Source organism: Psychromonas sp. B3M02 (assembly GCF_003318165.1).
Taxonomy (GTDB): Bacteria; Pseudomonadota; Gammaproteobacteria; order Enterobacterales; family Psychromonadaceae; genus Psychromonas.
The window spans coordinates 24,039-46,977 of the sequence record NZ_QOCB01000116.1 but is presented as its reverse complement, the minus strand read 5'-3'; the positions used below and the strand labels follow the sequence as shown (position 1 = coordinate 46,977).

At 38.1% G+C, this 22,939-nt stretch carries 16 protein-coding genes; 11 read left to right on the top strand and 5 right to left on the bottom strand.

Annotation, left to right across the window (positions count from 1 at the left end):
* The first annotated feature begins 75 nt into the window (after window positions 1-75).
* Window positions 76-633 (top strand): hypothetical protein, encoded by a 558-nt coding sequence (locus DS885_RS13295; protein WP_113819913.1) that lies wholly within the window; start codon window positions 76-78, stop codon window positions 631-633.
* A gap of 69 nt (window positions 634-702) precedes the next feature.
* Here DS885_RS13295 and DS885_RS13290 read toward each other — a convergent pair whose 3' ends face one another.
* Both DS885_RS13290 and DS885_RS13285 read right to left on the bottom strand, forming a co-directional pair.
* On the bottom strand, window positions 703-885 hold the full coding sequence (locus tag DS885_RS13290) for a hypothetical protein (protein WP_113819912.1): 183 nt from the start codon (window positions 883-885) through the stop codon (window positions 703-705).
* A 99-nt stretch (window positions 886-984) separates the two neighbouring features.
* Entirely contained in the window at window positions 985-1,638 is a 654-nt protein-coding gene (locus DS885_RS13285) for a hypothetical protein (protein WP_113819911.1), read from the bottom strand.
* Window positions 1,639-2,622: 984 nt separating this feature from the next.
* Here DS885_RS13285 and DS885_RS13280 point away from each other — a divergent pair.
* The 6 genes from DS885_RS13280 to DS885_RS13255 all read left to right on the top strand — a co-directional run bounded on the left by DS885_RS13280 (window position 2,623) and on the right by DS885_RS13255 (window position 12,008).
* On the top strand, window positions 2,623-3,903 hold the full coding sequence (locus DS885_RS13280) for a cation:proton antiporter (RefSeq protein WP_113819910.1): 1,281 nt from the start codon (window positions 2,623-2,625) through the stop codon (window positions 3,901-3,903).
* Between the two features lie 277 nt (window positions 3,904-4,180).
* Window positions 4,181-6,508: a hypothetical protein gene (locus DS885_RS13275; protein WP_113819909.1), complete on the top strand. Its 2,328-nt coding sequence runs from the start codon at window positions 4,181-4,183 to the stop codon at window positions 6,506-6,508.
* Between the two features lie 94 nt (window positions 6,509-6,602).
* Window positions 6,603-7,076, top strand: a complete 474-nt coding sequence (locus DS885_RS13270) for a transcription elongation factor (RefSeq protein ID WP_113819908.1) — start codon at window positions 6,603-6,605, stop codon at window positions 7,074-7,076.
* Between the two features lie 178 nt (window positions 7,077-7,254).
* Window positions 7,255-8,649, top strand: coding sequence for an aminotransferase class V-fold PLP-dependent enzyme (locus tag DS885_RS13265; protein WP_113819907.1), 1,395 nt, complete (start codon window positions 7,255-7,257; stop codon window positions 8,647-8,649).
* Between the two features lie 99 nt (window positions 8,650-8,748).
* Complete coding sequence (locus DS885_RS13260) at window positions 8,749-9,669, top strand: transporter substrate-binding domain-containing protein (RefSeq protein ID WP_113819906.1); 921 nt, start codon at window positions 8,749-8,751, stop codon at window positions 9,667-9,669.
* An 8-nt stretch (window positions 9,670-9,677) separates the two neighbouring features.
* A complete protein-coding gene (locus DS885_RS13255; protein ID WP_113819905.1) occupies window positions 9,678-12,008 on the top strand; it encodes a putative bifunctional diguanylate cyclase/phosphodiesterase in 2,331 nt (776 codons plus the stop codon).
* A gap of 44 nt (window positions 12,009-12,052) precedes the next feature.
* On the opposite strand, the gene DS885_RS13250 is transcribed toward DS885_RS13255, so the two are convergent.
* Window positions 12,053-12,700, bottom strand: a complete 648-nt coding sequence (locus DS885_RS13250; protein WP_113819904.1) for a DsbA family oxidoreductase — start codon at window positions 12,698-12,700, stop codon at window positions 12,053-12,055.
* Window positions 12,701-13,021: 321 nt separating this feature from the next.
* Here DS885_RS13250 and DS885_RS13245 point away from each other — a divergent pair, with 321 nt between their 5' ends.
* Entirely contained in the window at window positions 13,022-14,395 is a 1,374-nt protein-coding gene (locus tag DS885_RS13245; RefSeq protein ID WP_113819903.1) for an MATE family efflux transporter, read from the top strand.
* A 203-nt stretch (window positions 14,396-14,598) separates the two neighbouring features.
* A complete protein-coding gene (locus DS885_RS13240; protein WP_113819902.1) occupies window positions 14,599-15,645 on the top strand; it encodes a polysaccharide lyase family 7 protein in 1,047 nt (348 codons plus the stop codon).
* A 125-nt stretch (window positions 15,646-15,770) separates the two neighbouring features.
* On the opposite strand, the gene DS885_RS13235 is transcribed toward DS885_RS13240, so the two are convergent.
* The gene (locus DS885_RS13235) at window positions 15,771-17,921 is read right to left on the bottom strand and encodes an MFS transporter (RefSeq protein WP_258546911.1); all 2,151 of its coding nucleotides are present in this window, start codon (window positions 17,919-17,921) and stop codon (window positions 15,771-15,773) included.
* 445 nt (window positions 17,922-18,366) lie between these two features.
* On the opposite strand from DS885_RS13235, the gene poxB reads away from it, so the two are divergent.
* Complete coding sequence (gene poxB, locus DS885_RS13230) at window positions 18,367-20,091, top strand: ubiquinone-dependent pyruvate dehydrogenase (protein WP_113819901.1); 1,725 nt, start codon at window positions 18,367-18,369, stop codon at window positions 20,089-20,091.
* 332 nt (window positions 20,092-20,423) lie between these two features.
* Window positions 20,424-21,437: a LacI family DNA-binding transcriptional regulator gene (locus DS885_RS13225; protein ID WP_113819900.1), complete on the top strand. Its 1,014-nt coding sequence runs from the start codon at window positions 20,424-20,426 to the stop codon at window positions 21,435-21,437.
* Between the two features lie 59 nt (window positions 21,438-21,496).
* Here the strand turns inward: DS885_RS13225 and DS885_RS13220 are convergent, their stop codons facing one another.
* Window positions 21,497-22,906: a glycoside hydrolase family 1 protein gene (locus tag DS885_RS13220; RefSeq protein WP_113819899.1), complete on the bottom strand. Its 1,410-nt coding sequence runs from the start codon at window positions 22,904-22,906 to the stop codon at window positions 21,497-21,499.
* Between the last annotated feature and the right edge of the window lie 33 nt (window positions 22,907-22,939).

Sequence of the window (22,939 nt, the reverse complement as noted above, 5' to 3'; positions counted from 1 at the left end):
TAAATTTGATCTTTTTGGTACTAATTATGCTTTATTTGTATACATGGAATAATCCATTAAATAAGGAAGGGAGACATGAAGAAAATAATAATACGAATAACTAGCTTGTTTTTACTTTTATTAGCGACAAGCACTGCATCAGCGATATCAATCGACGGTACAATTAACTTTACTGGTGGAGGTGTTGTTACTGTAGACAGTTCTGGTCTAGCAGTTGAAACCGTGACGTTTAATACGATTACAGTTAGCGACGATTCGTTCCTTCAAACCGGAGATTTTTCTGGTTTAGATGGCACAACAGCAGCATTTACAGACTTCGACATTTCTGATGCTTTGCCTACAGTTTTATGGACAGTTGGTGACTTTACCTTTGAAATTACAAGTGTTCTACTCAATACTGTAGACCTTGCTGGTACATTCATCGATGTAACATTGATGGGAACGGGTATTATTAGTGCAGTAGGGTTTGATGATACAGCTGCTGAATGGATAATCACTGCAAATGGATCAGAGACATATGTTTCGTTCTCTTCAACAGCATTATCATCAGTTCCAGCACCAGCAGGAGCCGCGTTATTAGGCTTATGTCTGTTAGGTTTTGGGTTGGCTCGTCGTAATAAGCAAGTTAAATAATAATTCGATTAAAAAGTCAGTTAAAGCCTAATAATCACCGCATTATTAGGCTTTTTAATACAATAAAATTTAATCATTATCTTGTTCATTTTTCTTAGCATTTGTAGAACAGGTCTTAGTTTGCTTAGACTCTTCATTACTTGGTAAAGGGTCACTACAACAACTACCAAAATGCACAGCATCTAACCAAGCCTGTAACTCTTCTTCGGACTCTTTTTTCGTTGGATCTTGTTTATCTTTAGTTGTACTCATGTAATTTCCTTAATATCTACCAACCAGCTTATGCCAAGTATATTAAATAACGGATCCGACTTTTCGTAAAAATAGAGCTCTTAATAAGAATAATTGAGATTACAATCCAATACTATCTAGAATCTCTAAAAACACATCTTCTCGGTTGCTTGCTGTTAAGTTAGGGTATAAACGACATAAACGTATCGCCTGGCTAAATTTATTTTTACCTAACACACTCAACACCCTAGTAAATAAGGCTTCATCTAGGAAAAAGGTTTTTACCGCATGCGTAACAGCATCATCCAATGAAACATAGATAACACCATCAAACTCAAAACTATCATTATCACTATCAACAACCAATAACTGATTGTTAACCACTAAAGGCCACCCTTGATAATTGATACGACCTTGCATCATTTCGAACATAGGCCAAGCACTGCGTTTAAATCCTTCAAAAGCACTTCCCTCTAACTCAGACTCTTCTAACTCTTTTTTAGTCCAATTAGATCCGATACTTAATACTTTTTGATGCTTTTTGGTTAATGCTTTTTTAATCGCATCACGGTAATGATAAATAGACGTAAACGCTGAGCGGTTAACAATACTTGAGCACTCTTTACAGCTAGGTATAGTGAGGGGTAAATGATCTAAAATATTGATTTCGTAATCATACTGAGGAAATTTTATTTTCTTATCACTAGGTTCACCACAAAACCAACAGGTGCTACGATAATTGAAAGGAATTTCGACTGCATAGAAAGTAGCCATATTGATACACCTATAAAAAAGAGTTTAGGGTACGTTTTGACTGAACAATAATCAATGTTGAAAGTAGCAATTGGTATTATTGAAATGGTAGGTATTTAAAATATTTAAGCCCAGAAACAGGAAAGGGCAGCCGAAGCTGCCCTAATTTAGTCTCACTATCAAGTCCGTGATAGAAGTTGCTCCATGCAAAACATCCTTTTGACTATTGCCATACTAGGCATCCTCTTCCCAAATCCTTTGGGCGTCTTCCCTGTTTACATCCTTATACGATAAACATCCTGCTTATCAAGCCAACATCCTGCTGGTTTCTTCCGTGACACATCCTTATTTAATAAACATCCTGCTTATTAACTGCTCCCTATCCTTGGAAGGTGTCCTTTTACATCCTGTAATTCGTCCTTGCTTTTCCTTAACGATAAACTTCCTGCTTATCTAACTTCATCCTGAAGTGTCCTTTGGTCATCCTGACTAGATAAATAATCCTTATTTACCTAAGTAACAACATCCTGTTGTTTCCTGCTTTCCGTTGCTGATTAACATCCTGTTAATCGTCTACGTCCTTGTTTGCGGGAGAAATAGTACGATGCATTGAGTGAATAAGACCAATCCGAAATAAAATAAATACATAACTCATTGAACGAAAAAAAACTAATACTTTATTTTCAATCAGTTATACTTAAATTACATTTATGTAACACCTAAAAATCTTTATTTAAAGTAAGGATCTAGCACGTAGGCAATGGTCGATCTCTCACAAGCAAAAAACGGCACATAGGATCGTTTCAAGATAAGTTCAATATATTTAGTGACCATGATCACATTTAACTCTCTATCTACAATTAATAATGAAATGATTTATATTCATTATTCACACTCTTTTTGTTTAAAAAACAGTCAAACAAGCAGTGTAATAATCAACAAGCCATAGTATTTACGACTAATTAGCATTATATTTACATTTCCTTTACACCTCAGGTTATCACTATGTCCGTTTACGCCACTTTATGCTTCCTCGCTGCAGCTGCAATGCTGATCACTCTAATTAATAGTAAGTTAGGAAAATGGCAAAGTACCATTGCCATTACAGCAGGATCCTTGTTGTTATCTCTGATTATTATCATCGCGGGTAAAAATGGTTTTACTCAATTAAGAGAAGTTGCCGTTACTCAATTAACAGAGATAGATTTTGAACACTTTCTATTAAATGGTTTATTAGGTTTTCTATTATTTGCTGGCGGTTTAGGCATTAAATTAGAAAGCTTAAAAGATCAAAAATGGGAGATTACTGTGCTCGCTTTAGGCGCTACACTATTCTCCACTTTCTTTGTAGGTTTTGTGCTCTACTATATTTGCCAGTTAATTGGACTACCTCTTGACCTTATATACTGTTTATTGTTTGGCGCCCTGATTTCACCTACAGATCCCATCGCCGTACTTGCTATTGTTAAAAAGTTAAATGCTCCTAAACGTATTTCTACTCAAATAGAGGGCGAGTCACTGTTTAATGATGGTTTTGGTCTGGTCATTTTTGTCACTATATTCAATATCGCTTTCTCTGGTGAGCCATTGACGGTAGGCAATGTCTCTATGTTGTTCTTGCATGAAGCGATTGGCGGTATTGTATATGGCTTTGCATTAGGGCTATTGTTCCACTACTTAATAAGTGCAACCAACGACCATGCAATGGAACTATTATTTACTATTGGCGTACCAACAGCTGGTTATGTATTCGGTGAATTAATTGGCGTTTCAGCTCCTTTAGCAATGGTTGTAGCAGGTATCATGATTGGTAACTGGACCAGAAAAACCGGATTCTCAGAGGAGAGCAAGGCGCAACTAGATCATTTCTGGGAACTGGTGGATGAATTTTTAAATGGTCTACTCTTCCTGTTAATCGGTTTAAGCATGCTGCAATTCAGCTTCTATCAAGAAGACTGGATCATCATGTTAATCGCTATTCCGGTTGTATTGTTGGCACGCTATCTGAGTATTCGCTTATCTTATGTTGGCTTTAACCGTTTCCGTCATTATAACCCCTACTCTGTGCGTATTTTAACTTGGGGTGGGTTACGTGGTGGTTTAGCCCTAGCTATGGCAATGGCTGTGCCTGCTGGTATTTGGGTGATCCCTGAAAAGAATATCGATGTTCGTGAGATTATCCTAGTAATGACTTACGGTGTTGTACTGTTTTCAATCTTAATTCAAGGCTCTAGTATCGTGCCACTGATTAACAAAGCCAAAGAGTGGCAAAGTAAACAAGAATAAATAACTGATCTATAAGCACTATTATCCATCTGCTACTGGGTAATAGTGTTTTCTTTATTTGCCAACTTCCATACACTTCTCCTCCCTTATATTCCCCCGTTCCTAAGGTGATTACTAATAGCAAAAATTAGTAAAAACAATGCGAACAAAAATAGATATTAATGGTCTGATACAGAGTTAAATCGAACCACCTTATTTGGGTGTATTTCACCTATTAACCAGTACCTAGCACCTTGAACTTTTGTTAGGAATAATCGTATTAATATCAGGAAAAGTCATGTCTAAATCTGCTACAAAAGCAACTCTGTCGATCGGTGTTCGGTTATTTAGTGCCTTTTTATTTTCCTGTTTATTAATTAGCGTCGTTGCAGTGGGTTTACACTTTTATCATAGTCAAAAGTTAGCTAAAGACAGCAGTTTACGAAGTTATCAATATACCGCGGCTCAAATAGCTCAGCGTACAGAACAAAATAAACTGCAAATGGATGAGCAACTCACCGCTTTATCTAATTCACAGATGATCAGTGTTAATAATCGACTCACACCTAGTGCCATTACCCGTTTTGCACAAATACTGAACCAACAAACACGTTATCAATCACTTTCTGTAGGCTTTAAAAACGGCAATTTGCAAAAACTGGTGGCTTTAGACAAACCACAAAGTGCACAATATATTCATCAAGTAAAACAGGCAAAGTGGTTGCTTGTCTCGATTCAGAAAAACGCAACAGAAACGATTCGTGAAGAGCTGTATTTCGATAACAAGTTCCATTTCCTCAGCAAGTTTCAAGAGATAACTACCGGCGACATCACGACCAGTGAATGGTACAAGGCTGCGCAGCAAGTGCCACTAGCAATTACCTCGCAGACAGAAAAAACCCTAACCTACTCTAAAAAAGTCAACAAGATAAATGCGGTTATTGCTATTGAAACTAAACTAGCTGACTACAGTGAAGCGTTAAAAGATATAAGCTCACCTGACTTACATAATGAACTTTACCTATTCACTAATAAAGGGCATCTCTTAGCCACCTCAAACGCAGAAAAATGGCAAAGTCCACTGTACTCCCCTTACCCATTATTAATGGATTTAATTGATTCAAAAACAACTGACCAATTAACTCAAATCGAAATCGAGAAGCAGCACTATTATGCTTATTTAACGCCTCTAGAGGGAGAAACAAACGCCCCTAGTTACCTAGCATTTTTGACACCTAAACAAGCTTTATTATTACCTAGTATAAAAACATCTCTTGAGATATTGTTAGCCTGTTTAGCCTTATCAATCCTTTTATCCTGGTTATTTACTGTACCTATCAGTAAAGCATTAACGCGTTTAATACATTCGTTAGAGGCTGCTAAGTCAAATAATTACAAGAAATTTACGCCTAAAACAAGCCGTTTCCGTGAGTTAAATTCGTTAAATATAACAATCGCAGAGATGAGTGAGATAATTGCAGAGCAAAATATAAAACACCAAGAAAGAGCGTCATTATTTGCTTCGCTCAATGCTAAAATTATTGATAACAAAGCACTTAATAACAATAACCAAATTAATCGTTATCCTACATTAACTGGCCTGTTAGGAATCGCCGCGAGTAAATCACACTCTCCTGAATTTTCAACATTCACTTTATCTAATGAAACAGCTTTTAATCATTTTCAAGCAATGGCTTGGACACATTTATATCAACACTTAAATGCCGATGACTTAGTTAATAAAGGGACGAAGTTAGATACTCCTTATAATCGTATACATGAGATCCGCATGCGTTTTGAGGTGCTTTGGAGAGATGCAGAAATACATTATTATCAGGAAAGTAGAGCGAATCCAGAGCAGAATAAACCGCTAAAAGAAAAACTCATTAAGCAACAACTGCAACTGATGAGAGACTTTGAGTTTGTGGCTAAACTAAACCAAGGACACACCTCATTAAGTCCCCAAGATCACCAACGTTTACAACAGATGAGCGAAAAAACATGGTTACGTTACTTTGATAACAGTCTCGGACTATCAGCGGTTGAAGCCATTAACCTTGCCATGAAAAAGCAGAAGTTACCGGCGACCGAGTATTTAATAAACCATGAATTAACCAGTCAACTAGAGCAACCTAGCACGACTAACAACGCACTAACTCATGGTAATGAATTTTATCAACTATCGATTCAACAAGGCACTGCAACAGTAGAGCAAGCTCAGGAAGCAAAACAACAACTTAGCTCAATTAAAAACATGCTGAATGCACTGTCTAATGCAGAAAGTCAAAGCACTGTTATTGACTTATCTATGTATCATAGTCGATTGACGGCCATTGCTTACCCTAAAAGTTCTACACAGGTTGATTTGAGTATAGCTGAGCATATTATGTTTCTCAGTGATATTTTTATCGCTTTAACAACCATTAAGTCACCCGTTAAAGCGACCTTATCATTAAGCCAAGCTATCGATGTGTTATATCAAATCACCATGGATAAACATCTCAATTTAGCGATATTTAGGTTATTCTTAAGCAGCGGTACCTACTTACAATATGCTCAACAATATTTGCATGCATCGCAAATCGATAGCGTCAATATTGAGCAATACTTGAAAGATAAAGACTAAATAAAGCTGGAAAATAAGATTTTCACAATCAATTCTTAAATAGGCTAGGTATAATCCGAGCATTGTAAACCTAGCCCTATTTAATGATTTTAAAATGAACAAAATTCAGCTACACCAGCAACTCATGACCCATTTGCAGCAGCAACTAAATAACGCACAAGCTGCAGCAAAAAGCGCACATGAAACGGCCACTAATGAAGAAAATATTGCTGAAAACCAATATGATACATTAGCCCTTGAAGCAGCTTATCTCGCCCATGGACAATCTCAAAGAGCGTTAAAATGCCAAGCAGATATCGATGCTTGTATTAGCTTGCCATTAGGAAGTTCATTAAAAGGAGCATTAGGCTCCTTAGTGGTTTTAGTTGATCAAGATGCTCAAGCTAAGTACTTGTTTATTTGTCCTGTAGCAGGCGGTGTAAAACTCAAATGGCAACAACATACTGTGTTAGTCGTCACACCAGAATCACCGATTGGGGCAATGTTACTCGGTCAAAAAATTGATGCAGAAGTCAGCATGACCATAAATAATAAAGTTCATGATTTCGATATTTTACAAATCATTTAAATTAAATCTCGCAAACAGAAGCCACTAAATCAGCAGTTGTCCGTTAATGATGACCAAGGTAAAGAGCTGAGGTCTAACCATAACTTTCAGTATGTTACAGTCAAATTCATAAAAGCATCATCGCTTTTCTTATTAATTCCTTTATGCTTATATTTTCATCTAACTGAAGGGATTTTATATGATTGAAGATAAAGCAGTGTCTAACGAACGACGACATTTCTTAAAAGTAACCTCAGGCATCGCCGCAGCAGGTATCACTGCAGGCTTATTACCCAGCACAGCAAACGCCAAAAATAACCACCAGTCTTACAACGCTCGCCACAATAAATCGATCTGGAATAAAGTAAAAAAACAGTTTGTATTGGACAAAAACACCACCTACATGAATGTGGGTACCACCGGCTCGATGCCAAGTAGTGTGTTAAAGAATTATTATGCCAATAACCTCAGTGTGGCTGAAAATCCATGGGATATGCAAGACAAATTTGGAGAGTGGCCTTATACCACAGAAATGAGTACGAGTATCGCGGCTGGTTTAGGTGCAAATGCAGATGAAATCATTCTTAGTCGCAATACAACGGATGGCATGTGTTCTATTTTAAACGGTCTGCAATTTGAATCAGGCGATATAATATTAACAACTCACCATGAGCATGTTGCTGCAGAATCGCCATTACATGTTGTTTCCGAACGCTATGGTGTAGAGGTTATCTATTTAGATATTCCAGTAGATACTGGAGATGAAAACATTACTGAGCAAGAATTTGTTGATCTCTTTACCCATGCCGTAAGCGAGTATTCAGGTCGAGTCCGCTTAATTACTTTCTCACATATTACTTACAAAACTGGGACTCGTTTACCTGCTAAGCGAATTTGCCAAGAAGTCGCCATACCGAACGAAATCCCCACCTTAATTGATGGTGCGCATGCAATTGGTATGTTGGACCTTGATCTGCATGATATTGGCTGTGATTTTTATGCTGGTTCAGGACATAAATGGCAATGTGGACCAGGCGCAACAGGCATTTTATTTGTCTTAAACGGTGCACAACGCCTAGATCAATATTGGTCTGACCGTGATACCTCATTATGGTTTATTAACTCCTCCTTAGGCCATGCAGACTACCTTGGTGCGCAATTACAATTACAATATATAGGTAATGATAACTATCCAGCTAAACAAGCATTGGCTGATGCTTGTGCAATGTGGGATGAGATTGGGCGAGATGTAATTGAAGAGCGTGTACTTGCGCTTAGTAAACGTTGTAAACAACAGATTAAGTCTGCTTTTCCGGATGCTGTCATCTACTCTCCAGATATTGATGAACTAGCTAGTGCCATCACCAGCTTTAATCCATTTGCAGATGTGAATGATTCAGATACGCTCACTGCATTTAGAGATGCATTGCGTGAACAAACTGGTTTTATTATCCGCACCACTGATTTTAAGGTGCAACAGAGTGATACCTTGGATACTCATGCCTTAAGGATATCCACTCACCTTTTCCATGACGAAGATGATGTAGATAACTTAATAACAGCCATGAAAAATGTATTTAACAGCATGGTCTAAATCATTAAGCCACTTCACAATCGTGGCTTTTACAACCTACCCTTAAGAGGTATAATAAAGAAAACGTAAAATAATTCTCTCTCTTCCAAGGTCCTTTTTATGGTAAATACTAAATTTAAGTGGCTGGCAATGTTTCTGCTCACTTTAGGCTTTTATAGTCAAGTGAGTCATGCTCGCGACTTAGCAGAAATCAAAGCAGACGGTGTGTTACGACATATTGGCATTCCCTATGCAAACTTCATTAATATTTATAAAGAGAGTGACAAGACGCTAGTAAGTGGTTTGGATGTTGAATTAATGCAAAGATTTGCTGAACATTTAGGTTTACGATACCAATTTGTTGAAGCAACTTGGCATAACTCAATCACGCTACTCACCGGACGTAATGCAAGCTATGTCAATGATGTCGTCGTCAAAGGACACATTCAGCATGAGATAAAAGGAGATATACTGGCCACAGGGGCAACTATATTGCCTTGGAGAAAAGAAGTCGTTGATTTTTCTACCCCTTATTTCCCTTCTGCCGTTTGGTTAATGGCAAGAGCAGACTCAACACTTAAGCCTATTACGCCATCAGATTCAATTAAACAAGACATCAAAACGGTAAAAGGCTTATTAAAAGGCCGTGAAGTCTTAGCAATGAAACAAACCTGTTTAGACCCTGATCTATATAACTTATACAATACAGACGCTAAAATTATCCTGCCGGTAACAGAACGAAAATTAAGTGAGATGATCCCTGCTATCTTAAACAATGATGCTGAACTAACCTTACTGGATGTGCCTGACATTTTAATCGCATTAGAGAAGTGGCCGGGTAAAACTAAGGTGATTGGCCCGATTTCAGAAAACCAAGAGATGGGCGTTGTCTTCCGTAAAGACTCGCCAAATCTACGAAATGCATTTAATCTATATCTTAAAGAGATTCAAAACAGTGGTGAATATAATTTATTAGTTAAGAAATATTACCCTTCTGTGTTCTATTTTTATCCTGATTTTTTTAACACAAAATCACAGTAAGGACATCTATGCCTCGTTGGTTTACTCAAAAAAAGACTCTCGTGATTGCAAGTGTAACCCTTGCCGGATATCTATTACTTATTTTAACAGTAACCAACCTAGGTCAAAATAAACTTGAAGAATCAAGAGACAATGAGCTTCACTTACGAATCAGTCATTACGGGGAGTTACTAAGTAATTATTTTAAACTTGCCAAGCATAATCTATTAATTGCATCTGAAGATAAAGTAGTAATCACTTTCTTCGCGAATAAAAGCGCGGGTATGTCGATGACCTATGGATTAGGTGCAAGCCTATTTAACTTGCGAGAAATGATCGAAAGACAATTAATTTCCCCACAAGACAAACTCACCCCAGTGTTCTCTCGCGTGACTCTAGTTGAATTAAATAAAAATATCATCGCTGATAGTAACAGTACGCTCCCATTTAACTATCAAGACCTCAATATTTCTGAATTACAGAAATCAAAACAAACATTACTGGTTAATGAAATCAACGATACCTTAATAATCCGTTTATCAACGACTGTTTACTTTCATAATCATCCCATTGCTTTACTAGTGGCTGAATTTAATAAAGCGCAAATGACATCCCTGCTTACGACCTTAGAATATGAAGGCAGTGGCAGCCATATCACACTACGAAGCACTAAAGGCGATCTCTTTATATGGGATTCCTTAGCCGCCACTTCACATGCCGAAGACACAGACCTACATCATCACAATGACTTAATTCATAGCTTTCATTTAAAAGAACAGATAATAGGTGCACCTTTTATTATTGAAGCCTGGTTTGAAGATATTAGTCACAATGACCTATTTACTTCGAAATGGTTTGTGGTGGTGATCTCTTTATTAGGCTTCCCAGTATTTTTAACTTTATATTACCTATTTTATATTGAGCACAAAAATGCCCAACTTCACCATCAAATTAGTGACTCAAAAAAGCGTCGTCAACAACTATCAAAGCATAACTCTGAGCTTGAAAATGAAATTAAAAAGCGTGAGCTTTCTGAGAAAAAATTAGCCTATCAAGCCACTCATGATTCGCTAACGGGCATTCCAAATAGAAGTTACAGCTTAGAAAAACTCAATTATGCTATCGCTCGTTCACAACGTAATCATAAAAAAGTATTACTCATGTATATAGATCTCGATAACTTTAAACAAGTTAACGATACCTTAGGACATGCGGCCGGCGATAAAATATTAATAGAAACCAGCCTACGTTTACGTGGAGCGTTACGCAAAACAGATACCGTTGCGCGATTAAGTGGCGATGAATTCATGGTAGTGATTAATGACCTAGAAGGACTCGAGGAAGCGACTCAAATAGCGGTTAAAATGCACCACCTTTTTGAACAACCTTTTCAAATAGAAAAACATCTCTTCCATACATCCAGTAGTATAGGATTAGCAATTTACCCTGATGACGCAGACGATGCCGAAACACTATTAAAATGTGCGGATATGGCTTTGTATAAAGTAAAAGGCAATGGCCGTAATAACTTTAATTTCTTTGAACCTAAGATGAATGACGAGGTGAACCGCAAAGTAGCCATCAACTTACGCTTGCACGCAGCGCTCAAGGAAAATAACCTTGAAATGTATTATCAGCCGCTGATTGACCTTACAACCAACAAGATAATAGGCGCTGAAGCCTTAATGCGTTGGACCGATAGTGAACTCGGCTTTGTACCACCTGATGAATTTATTGCCGTCGCAGAAAAAAATAACTTAATAGATCAGTTAGGCAACTTTGCTTTACAGACAGCAGTCAACCAAGCGGCACAATGGCAAAGTATTACACCGTTACAAATTGCCGTTAACTTTTCTAGTGTGCAATTTAGAAACTGCAAACAACTACTTTCTGATATCAAAAATGTACTGAAAACCGCTGATTTACCACCTGAACGCTTAGATGTCGAAGTCACTGAAAGCCTCATTATTAATCAAGAAGGAGAGTTATTTGAAATGTTGCAAACATTACGTAACATGGGAGTCGAACTCAGTATTGATGACTTTGGTACCGGTTATTCTGCCTTAAGTTACCTACAAAAATATGCCTTTTCTAAATTAAAAATAGATCGTGGTTTTATCATGAATTTAGCTGAAAACGAATCAGATAAATCACTGGTAATGGCGATTGTTGCAATGGCAAAAGCGTTGAATTTGAAAGTAGTAGGTGAAGGGGTTGAAGACAAGGAGCAAATGCAATTTCTTAAAAGTATAGATTGTGAGTTTGCCCAAGGTTACTTGTTCAGTAAACCCTTACCGGCTGCACAATTTGAAGCTTTATTAAAAAACCAAACTGCATTACAAGCCTTAATAAACGACTAAAAGTTAGGTTAAGCGATGATAATACTTAACCTAACCTAGTCAATTTAAGCTTCCGCCAATAACTCAGTGATCACCTGTTTATAAGCTTCTACAGGTTGTGCACCAGATAACGCACTTTGACGGTTGAATACAACTGTAGGCACGGCTGAAATACCTAACCCTTGCCAATATCTTTCATTGTCAACGACTTGATCCAGGTAAGCTTGTGTTGTTAAACGAGCAGATGCTTCCTCACCATCTAAACCTATGTTCACGACTTCAGCTAATAGTGTTTCTCTGTTAGAGACATCTTTTTGGTCAGTAAACGCGGCACTAAATAGCGCCAATTTCAATTCCGTTTGTTTACCTTTTTCATAGGCATACTCTAATAAAATATGCGCATCACGGGTATTAACAATTTTCATCTCTTCAAAAAAGTTAAAATTAAAACCAACTTCTGCACCACGTTGACCGATATTAATTCGAGCTTGATTACTTTCTTCTAATGACGAGCCGTATTTTTCAGCAACATGCTCTCGTAAATTTTGTCCTTCCGCTGGCATGTTAGGGTTTAATTCAAAAGGTTGCCATTGCAACTCAATTTGCTCTTCAACACCTAATTCATCAATTGCTTTTTGTAAATTTTTGTAGCCAATAATGCACCACGGACAAACAACATCTGATACGATATCTAATTGAATTTTCTTACTCATCATTACCTCTTTTGCAGTCAATAAACTGAACATACAACGACTGTATATGGTTTATACTAACACACTATAACTAGTTAAGAACGATCGTTCAAATTAATCGATAAATAAGCATTTGCTTCACAATCTCCAGATAATGAAATTGATCGATCCAGATATAAAATAGTACAATACTACTTAATTAGCATCTATTTTGATTGTCTCACTTTCTTTATCAACATAAAATCATACCCGTAATAATTGAAATATATGCCATTCACCGTCTATTTTCATCGATTACATTAACTCATGTCAGCAATGTAAGAGTTAAGTTAAGGTTTATCAGTGTCTTCCCAATCCTATGTAAAAAAGAACTTTTCACTTGCTTGGCCTCTCGCGCTAAACGGTCTATTAATGCAATCTATGTTAATGATAGATACCTTACTTGTATCGCCTTTAGGTGAAATACCACTGGCTGCAATCGGTATTGCCACCACCATTGTAGCGGCTGTTTTAGGGATTCAAATGGCCTTAGCAAATGGTACACAGTTAGTATTAAGTCGAGCTGTGGGTGCTAATAATCAAGTATCGCTCAATAAAGGATTATGCTCTGGATTTTTCATTAATGGCGCTATCGCAGTCATTTTTTGGGCAATATTAACCCTGTTTGACCGCCCTTTAATTGCTTTGTTAACCGATGATATGAACTTGCATCGAGAGATTGCAGAGTACCTTAATATCTCTAAATATATCATCCTGTTCACGGCAATTACGCAGGTGATGATTGCACTGTTTAATGGCTTAGGTAAAACCAAAGTTCCCTTTAAAGGTTACCTCATTGAGCTACCGATTAATGCCATTCTCTCTTACTTATTAATACATGGTTATCACCTATCAGCTGAAATAAACAGCGTGGGTTTAGGAGTTCAGGGTGCTGCAATAGGTAGTGTCATTGCTATCACTGTGCGTATGATATATTTGGGTTTATATATACACCTTGACTCTGATTTCACCTTTACTCCCCCATCAAATGATAGCAATATGCTAGCAAATATACGTGCGCATTTTATCGAAATATTCCCTGTTGCTGCCAATGTGACGATCCTGCTTATTGGCGCCACGATCTATCAATTACTGTACTCGCAATTGGCAATTAATGCCTATGTAGCGATCACCTTGGTAATGCCATGGATCCGTGCTGGTACTCAGTTTATCGCAGCTTGGTCACACTCTTCAGCAATCACAGTTAGCCAAGCAATTGGTTCGAAAAAGATGGATGATTTAGTCAAGAATGTGGATACCAGTATCGATATCGCTGTAGTGATTTCAGTATTATGTGCCGTGTTGTTTGCGATATTAAGTTTATTTATAGATCAAATTTATCCAGAGTTAGACCAGGCAACCTACCAAGCTCTCACGATTATTGCACCGCTTTATATCTTTTTACCGATAGTACGAGGTTACAATACGGTACATGGCAACATTCTACGTGCAGTAGGACAAACCACGGCTGTTTTTAAAATAAACTTTACAGGTCAATGGGTTATATCAATCCCTTTGTGTGCTTTTCTTATTTTAGGATTAGATGCTTCTATATTTTGGGCCTTTGCAATACAACCTTTTGAAGAAATCGTAAAAGCATTGCCTTTTAGACAACTCGCTAGAAAATCTCTAAAAGAGTTCGACCAAGAAAAAGCACAGAAATTAATGTATGACTAACATCTATTAATTAGCATGATTGGTATAACATTAGAATGAGATCAAACTCTCACAATATTGACCGTCTAGGTTAAAATATTTGATCCCATCATAAGATCTGCTTATTGCTATGTGATCAACTAAACACATCCAAGGCAATGAGCTTTTGTTCACTTTTTACCCCGCTATTATGTGTGACAATATTACATAATGAGGTGATAAAAATGAAAACCAACCTAATGATTGCTGGCTCACTGTTACTATCTTTACCTACGTTAGCTCTCGCTGATGTCGCTGGTAATGGCGTATCGTACCCAGTTCCTGCTGATAAATTTGATATGACAAACTGGAAAATAACCATTCCAGCCGATATCAATAAAGATGGTCGAGTTGATGAGATTGAAGGAGTAGCTATGATGAGCTACTCCCATGAAGATTTTTTCTTCTTAGATAAAGATGGCAACTTGGTGTTTGAAGTGCAAAACAAAGCCGTCACCACCAAGAACTCTAAAAATGCGCGTTCTGAATTACGCCAAATGCCACGTGGAGCAATGTTCCATATTGATACTGCTGCACCATTAAATAATTTCGCGCTTGAAAGTAATAAAAATGCAGCAGATTACAGTAAGGTAGGCGGGACTCTAGAAGCAACGTTAAAAGTAAATCATGTTTCTGAACATGCTAAATTTCCTGAAAGACCAGCAGCACACTCAGTGGTGGTTGGCCAAATTCATGCTAAAAAGTACGACGATCAAATCAAAGCAAAAACTGGCTTTGGACATGGTAACGAACCATTAAAAATATTCTTTAAAAAGTTTCCTGGGCATGAGTACGGTTCAGTATTTTGGAACTATGAACGTAATCTAGCTAAAAAAGATCCAAATCGTGCTGATATTGCTTATCCAGTATGGGGTAACACATGGGAGAATTTAGAAGAGCCAGGTGAAGCCGGTATCAAAATGGGTGAAGAATTCAGCTATGTTGTTGATGTTAAGGGCGACATTATGCACCTGACCTTTACAACAGCACGCCATAAAGAAGTGACTTATGATATCGACCTGAGTAAAGGTATCGACGATAAGGATTCACCAATGGGTTATGCACAAGATGCTTTCTACTTTAAAGCAGGCGCATACGGACAATGTAGCGTGAATGATACACACCCTGTTTGGGGTCCAGGTTGTGCGGGCACAGGAGACTTTGCTGTCGATAAAAAGAATGGTGACTACAATAGCGTGACCTTCTCTGCACTTAAATTAAATGGTCAATAAAAACATGCATTAATGATGCTTAAACGTTAACAGATCATTAATACCTTTAACGCAAAGCCAACTTAATTAAGTTGGCTTTTTTGTATCAGTTTGCCCTGCTCGACTTAGCTTTCAACAATAGACGATTATTTATTACTGGTAGACTCTGTCGTTTGTGTTTGAACGGCATCGAACAACTGTTCTTCGATGGTATTTTCTTCTGGTTTATCATCAATAGAGGCGGTTAATTCATCGCTATCAAGCGCATCCGACTCTTGCAGTAGTTCTACCATCTCAGAGGCAACATCAGGTACAGAGTCAATAATAGTACTCGCTACATCAACCGCATATTCAGGCATATTCTCTACAACATGAGTTAGGTAGTCACTGACGGCTTCCTCAATATTTTCAGTCGCTTCTGCATCTACTTCTTGTTCATTATCAGATTCTACCAAGTTATTGATGTAAGCTTCTGCCACTGCATTCGAAGATTCAGGTAATGCTTCTGAGACTGTTAGGGCAAGCTCAGCAGAATGTTCCGGGGAGATATCACTTAAACGCGTGTAAAGATCCGCAGCCGTTTGTTCTGATGCAGCCGCACTTCTATCAACCGGGCGCATTTCATCTAAAGAGTCAGAAAACTCTGTCATGTATTGTTCAGTCATTTCTAACAACACCGATGGGTCTTCATCAAACATATTTTCAGCAGCATGCTCCATCACACTAATACCGTTATCAGGCATTGCATTGGCGATAGCAACAATGATATTTGCAAGTTGATCGGGATGGTCATTGGTTATCCAATCCACCAGCTCTTCAGCTTGCTCGGGAGATGCCGTAGTCAACGCTTCCGCGATATGTACAGACATTTCAGGGGCAGCAGTGGTAATAGCAGCATATAGCTTAGCAATATTAATCTCTTCAATGGTACTTAATGCTGCTGCCAAATGGGTGGCATTTTGTGGGTCTTTCGCTGCAATTGCTTTTGCCATATTAACCGCAATACCAGGATTTTTAGTCGCTAAGCTAACAGCCACATCCACTTCTGCACTTTGCTCAAAAGCAGGTTCAACGTAATCCGTTCGAGGATCAAGTTCAGATATAACACCAGAAGGGGTTTGCATGACGAAATGGTCTTGATCTTCTTGCGGCAGTGCGGGGCGTTGTTTCATACGTAATAAAATAAAGGCTAACAAACTGATCGCAAAGACAACAATAAAGCTAAATAAGGCATCATTACCAAACCATTTCATCGCCTTGGAGGCTAAAAAAGGACCTGTAATACTGCCTAACGCATAGATAAATAACAACGACGCCATTGCCGATAAAATTTGTTCTTTTACCACTTTATCAAATGTTTCAGACATACTCATTGGATACAGGCAAGCGACAACCCCAGTGATTAAGGCTATCGATAACAAGCTTAAATAAAACAGATTAAGCGAAATTAAAATAGGAATTAAGACGGCTGCTGTAATGATGGTTAATACCATACCTAACATGATTTTTCGGCGGTCAAAATTATCAGATAAATACGCAACAGGAAATTGCAATAAAATCGCGCCAATAATCGCAGAGCCCATGAAGATAGACAGGTTAAACCCTTTAATACCATTATCATTGGCAACAATAGGTAGCATGTTTAATAACGCAGAATAAAACACACCACAGTAAAAACAACTGACAACACCAAGAGGTGACAATTTAATAATCATCATTAACGACATGGATTCACTGTCTTCGATAATAGGCCCTTTTTGTTTACTGACGACAATCGGCGTTATAGCTAAGCTCAGTAAAATGCCAGAAATGACGAATAACGTCATGGTTTCAATGGGCGCTACATTTAATAAAAATTGGCCTAAAAATTGTGCACTCATGATCACCATTTGATTGATGGAGAGTATTCTTCCTCGATTTTTTTCGGTGGCACTAAAACTCAACCAGCTATCTAAAGTCGCATTAGTACAAGCCATACAGAACCCAGTCACTACTCGCATAATCGCTAATAAAATAGGGTCAGGAAAAAGGCCCGATAGGAGGATAGCCACAGAGGTTAAACTACCACACATAGCAAAGATACGAATATGGCCAACGCGCTGAAGTAGTTTACGGCTGTAATAAGACCCCACCAAAAAACCAACAGATAACATCGACAAGACCATACCGATATTATCAATACTAATGCCGTCATTTTGCATACGAACAGGCAATAAAATATTACTTAACCCATAACCTGTCATTAATAAAAAACAGCTCATTAGCAGTAAAAAAAGAGGTTTAATAGTCGTTATCACAGAGCCACTCTCTATCTGTTGTAGTTAAAACCTAAATAAACAAAGAGAGCTCATCAAGGATGGGTAATACATAATGCCTATTCAGTATTTAATAAGCGAAAGGTTGAATATAAAGGAAAAGCCCATTATAAAAAAGGTAAACGTTACATCATGTAGTACGATTAATTAAAATAAAATGCAAAAGCATTGTTCGACCAAGCAACATAGTAAAATATGGTGATCATTTTCTTCTTAACCCCCTACCTACCAAACTCGCTAGCGTTAATCAAAAAGCTCAATGGATTCATCAAACAAGCAACTGATACAAAAATAAAAATGTGATCTATGTCTTGAAAAATCAATGTATCAAGAGGATGATAATTTTACGTATCATTTTTTATAAAAACGATACGGCTATCAATAAAGGTTTTACACCTTCACATCTAATACTGAGGAGTATCTTAATATGAGCCAAAGTATCGCAAGTTTTATAACTCAAACCCTAGACCAAGCAGGAATAGAACGGATATGGGGAGTAACTGGCGATTCACTCAATGGAATAAGTGATAGTTTACGAAAAATGGGTAAAATTGAATGGTTAGGAACTCGCCATGAAGAAGCCGCTGCTTTTGCAGCAGGCGCTGAAGCCCATATATCAGGACAATTAGCCGTTTGCGCAGGTTCTTGTGGCCCAGGAAACCTTCATTTAATCAATGGCTTATTTGACTGTCATCGCAACAAAGTCCCAGTATTAGCCATTGCCGCGCATATCCCCTCTTCAGAAATAGGCAGCCAATACTTCCAAGAAACACACCCGCAAGAACTGTTTAAAGAATGTAGTGTATTTTGTGAGATGGTTTCTAATCCAGAGCAAATGCCCTATCTATTAGAAACCGCCATGCGCCAAGCTATTTTACATAACGATGTCAGCGTATTAGTGCTTCCTGGTGACGTCGCCCTAAAAGCGATGCCTGAAGGCATCTCGGCTAAATGGAGTCATCCAAAGCCTGCGACTTATATGCCAGAAAAGTCAGATATTGATACGATGGCAGACCAACTAAATAAGAGTAAAAACATCACATTATTATGTGGCGCTGGTTGTAAAGGAGCGCATGATGAGGTGGTCGCACTCGCTGAAAAACTACAAGCTCCAATAGTGCATGCCATGCGCGGTAAAGAATTTCTTGAGTACAACAACCCTTATGATGTTGGCATGACTGGTTTAATCGGTTTCTCCTCTGGTTATCATGCCATGGAAGAAGCGGATACATTATTAATGATTGGGACCAGCTTTCCCTATAAAGCTTTTTACCCTAAAAACAGTACCATTTTACAAATCGATAATCAGCCTGCTTCATTAGGTAGGCATGTGCAAGTTGACCATAGTGTTTTAGGCGATGCTAAACATACGATGAGTGCTCTGTTAACACAATTAAAAGGTGGCCGAAGTAGCCAGCATCTCGAAAAATGCGTCAAACATTATAAAACATCCCGTGCGGACTTAGACTTGCTCGCTAATGGCAAAACCTCTCACGGTTTGATTCATCCACAGTACTTAACCCGCCTGCTCGATGAGCAAGCCAGTGATGATACAATCTTTACCTGTGATGTTGGTACGCCTACCGTCTGGGCTGCTCGTTATCTCACCATGAATGGCAAGCGCCGTATCATTGGGTCGTTTAACCATGGCTCAATGGCTAACGCTTTATCACAAGCAATGGGCGCACAATCCTTAGATCGAGAACGTCAAATCATTGCGATGTGTGGGGATGGTGGTTTCTCTATGTTAATGGGTGATTTACTCTCACTGAAACAACTCAACTTACCAATCAAAATCATTGTTTATAACAACCGCTCATTAGGCTTTGTTGCAATGGAAATGAAAGCCAGTGGCTACCTATCAGATGATACGGATTTAGATAACCCAAGCTTTGCAAATATAGCTGAAGCCTGTGGCTTAAAAGGTATTAACGTGAGCGATCCAGAAAAACTACCACAAGCGATGGCAGACATGATGGCATGCAAAGGCCCGGTGGTATTGGAAGTAGAAACCGCAAAACAAGAGCTCGCTATGCCACCACAAATCAAGCTAGAGCAAGCCAAAGGCTTTAGTTTATATATGATGAAAGCCTTAATTAATGGTAAAGGTAATGAAATCATAGAGCTCAGTAAAACCAATTGGTTACGCTAGCCCTCATTCAATTTATCTGTCGTTCAGTGATAACATAATATAAAGCCTCAATCATGGGGCTTATTTCATTTAATACAAAACGATACCGGTCAATTCTTACGCTAAGAATACATGACACTATGTCAATTATAGTCTCGTTAGCCTAACCGTAAATATAGGTTCCATACGTTTACTTTTATCTCCCCTTCCCCCCTCTTTTTTGTATCTTTGTGACATTAAATCATATTTCAATCACAAAAAAGTAACCGGTTACATTGGTAATACTTATACTGTATTATTCTCATTGAAACCTAGGAAATAACTATTGTTAACGGCTTTAAGTAGGAAAATGAATGAGTACTATTCTGGACGTATGTAAATTAGCAAATGTGTCTAAAGCAACAGTCTCGAGAGTGATTAACGGCACTGGACAAGTTAAAGAATCGACTCGAGAAAAAGTGTTTTCTGCCATGCAATCTTTAGGCTATAGACCTAACCGTTTAGCACAAGCCTTAGCAACTAATAAAACCCACACCATTGGACTCGTTGTGTCTGATTTTGACGGTATTCATTTCGGTTTGTTACTAAAGCAAGCTGCTGCAAGCGCTGAATTTGCTAATAAGCAATTAATAGTTACTGATGGCCATAATGATCCAGATTATGAATATGAAGTGATTATGCAGCTAGAAGCGCAATGCGATGCGGTCATACTTTATAGTCGAACCTTAACAGATGACCATATTCAGCATTTACATCAACAACTGACCATCCCTATTGTCGTCATTAATCGAGACTTACCAGAACAGCTATTTCATTCTGTTTCCTTCCAACAGGAAGATGCCGTTAAGCTTATGATGAGTCACTTATTAGACAATGGCCATCGCAAGATTGCCTGTATTACTGGCCACATGATGAATCCAACAGGGGTAGCTCGGCTCAATGGTTACAAACATTCATTGCAACAACTCGATATCAACGTGGATGAGAAATTAATTAAACACGGCGCTTATGATATGAAAAGCGGCTATCAAGCCTGTAAAGAGTTGCTCAGTGACGGTATCAAATTCACTGCCATTGTTGCTTTTAATGATTGTATGGCCCTAGGGTCATTACGAGCCTTAACTGAATCAGGCATCAAAGTACCCGAACAAGTCTCTATTATTGGCATAGACAACGATCCCGTCTCAGAGTTTTTCACGCCAAGGTTAACCACGGTTGAATTACCGATTGTAGATATGACTAAACAAGCTGTCGAACTCGCTATTACGCTGTGTGAAGAAACCAAAGCAACGCATTCTTACCAATATAAAGGCCTACTCATTGAAAGAGAGTCGGTGATGCCTGTGAATGTTACGACAAGAGATTAAACAAAAAAGCCTACTCTCATTCTTGAGAATAGGCTGTTAAATAACATTAAACTGATTTTTTATAGATTTTCACCACGATGAGCAATTACGCTCTTATACCAATGAAATGACGCTTTTTTCTCACGTTTCAAATCATTTTTATGGTCCACATAAATAAAGCCATATTGTTTTTTATATCCATTTAACCAGCTTAATAAATCAATCGCTGACCAGGCATAATAACCTTTAATATGAATACCTTGATTTATCGCTTCTTTCACAGCACTTAAATGCTCTTCGATGTAGTGAATACGTGCGATATCACAGACTTCACCTTCAATAATCGGGTCATCATCCCCTAAACCATTTTCAGTGATATACAATTTAACATCGCCATAAAGCGCTTTCAGTGTCACTAAACCATCAATGAACCCCTGAGATGAGATTTCCCAATTCCATTTAGTGTATTTTTTGTCTGCCATTTTTACCGTGCGATACACACCATCATAACTTGGGTTCCCCGGCGATCCCGTTGAGTTCTCACGCGTCATTACATGATTTTTAACTTCACCTTGGATTTTTTCAACGCGCATTGGCTGATAATAATTTAGTCCCATAAAATCATTGAGTGGTGCTGCTTCGGCTATTACAGCCAATTCAGCTTCAGTCCAATCAGGCTCATTACCTTCCGCTTTCAGTTGCTTAACAACATATTCAGGGTACTTACCTAATAAAATCGGATCATAAAACCAATTTAAATTAAATTGATTAGCATGCTCTGTAGCAAATTGATTTTCTTCACTATCATCCACACTAAAAGCAGGGCTGAAAACATGACTTAACCCTATTTCACCAAACTGATTCAGATTTTTATAGGCAATCACCGTCTGTGCATGGGTATAAAATACATTATGTATAGCTTGAAAATACTTTTTAGGATCATTCTGAATACCAGGGGGGTGTGCCCCCGCTAAATAACCTAAATTACAAAATACGAAGGTTTCATTAAAAGTAATAAAGTGTTTTACACGGTCTCCAAAAGCGTCAAAGCAAATGTTAGCAAAATTAAGGTAGGCTTCTCCGGTCTCTCTGTTTAACCATGCGCCCTTTTTCTCTAGCGGCAACGGTAAGTCCCAGTGATAAAGCGTCACAAAAGGAACGATTCCATATTTTAAACATTCATCAATAATATTGTTATAAAAATCAATGCCCTTTTGATTTACCTCACCAGTACCCGTAGGTAAAATACGTGCCCAAGAGATAGAAAATCGATATGATTCCAATCCCATTTCAGCCATTAAAGCGATATCTTCTTGATAGCGGTTATAATGATCAATAGCGACATCGCCATTCGTGCCTTCAAACGTTTTACCTGGTATTTTAGTAAACTCGTCCCAATTAGTTGGGCCTTTACCATCTTGATCCCACGCTCCCTCAATCTGATAAGAGGCGGTGGCTGCACCAAACAAAAAATCATGCGCAAATTTCATAGAGTATTCCTAGTTAACTATTCAGTAAATGTT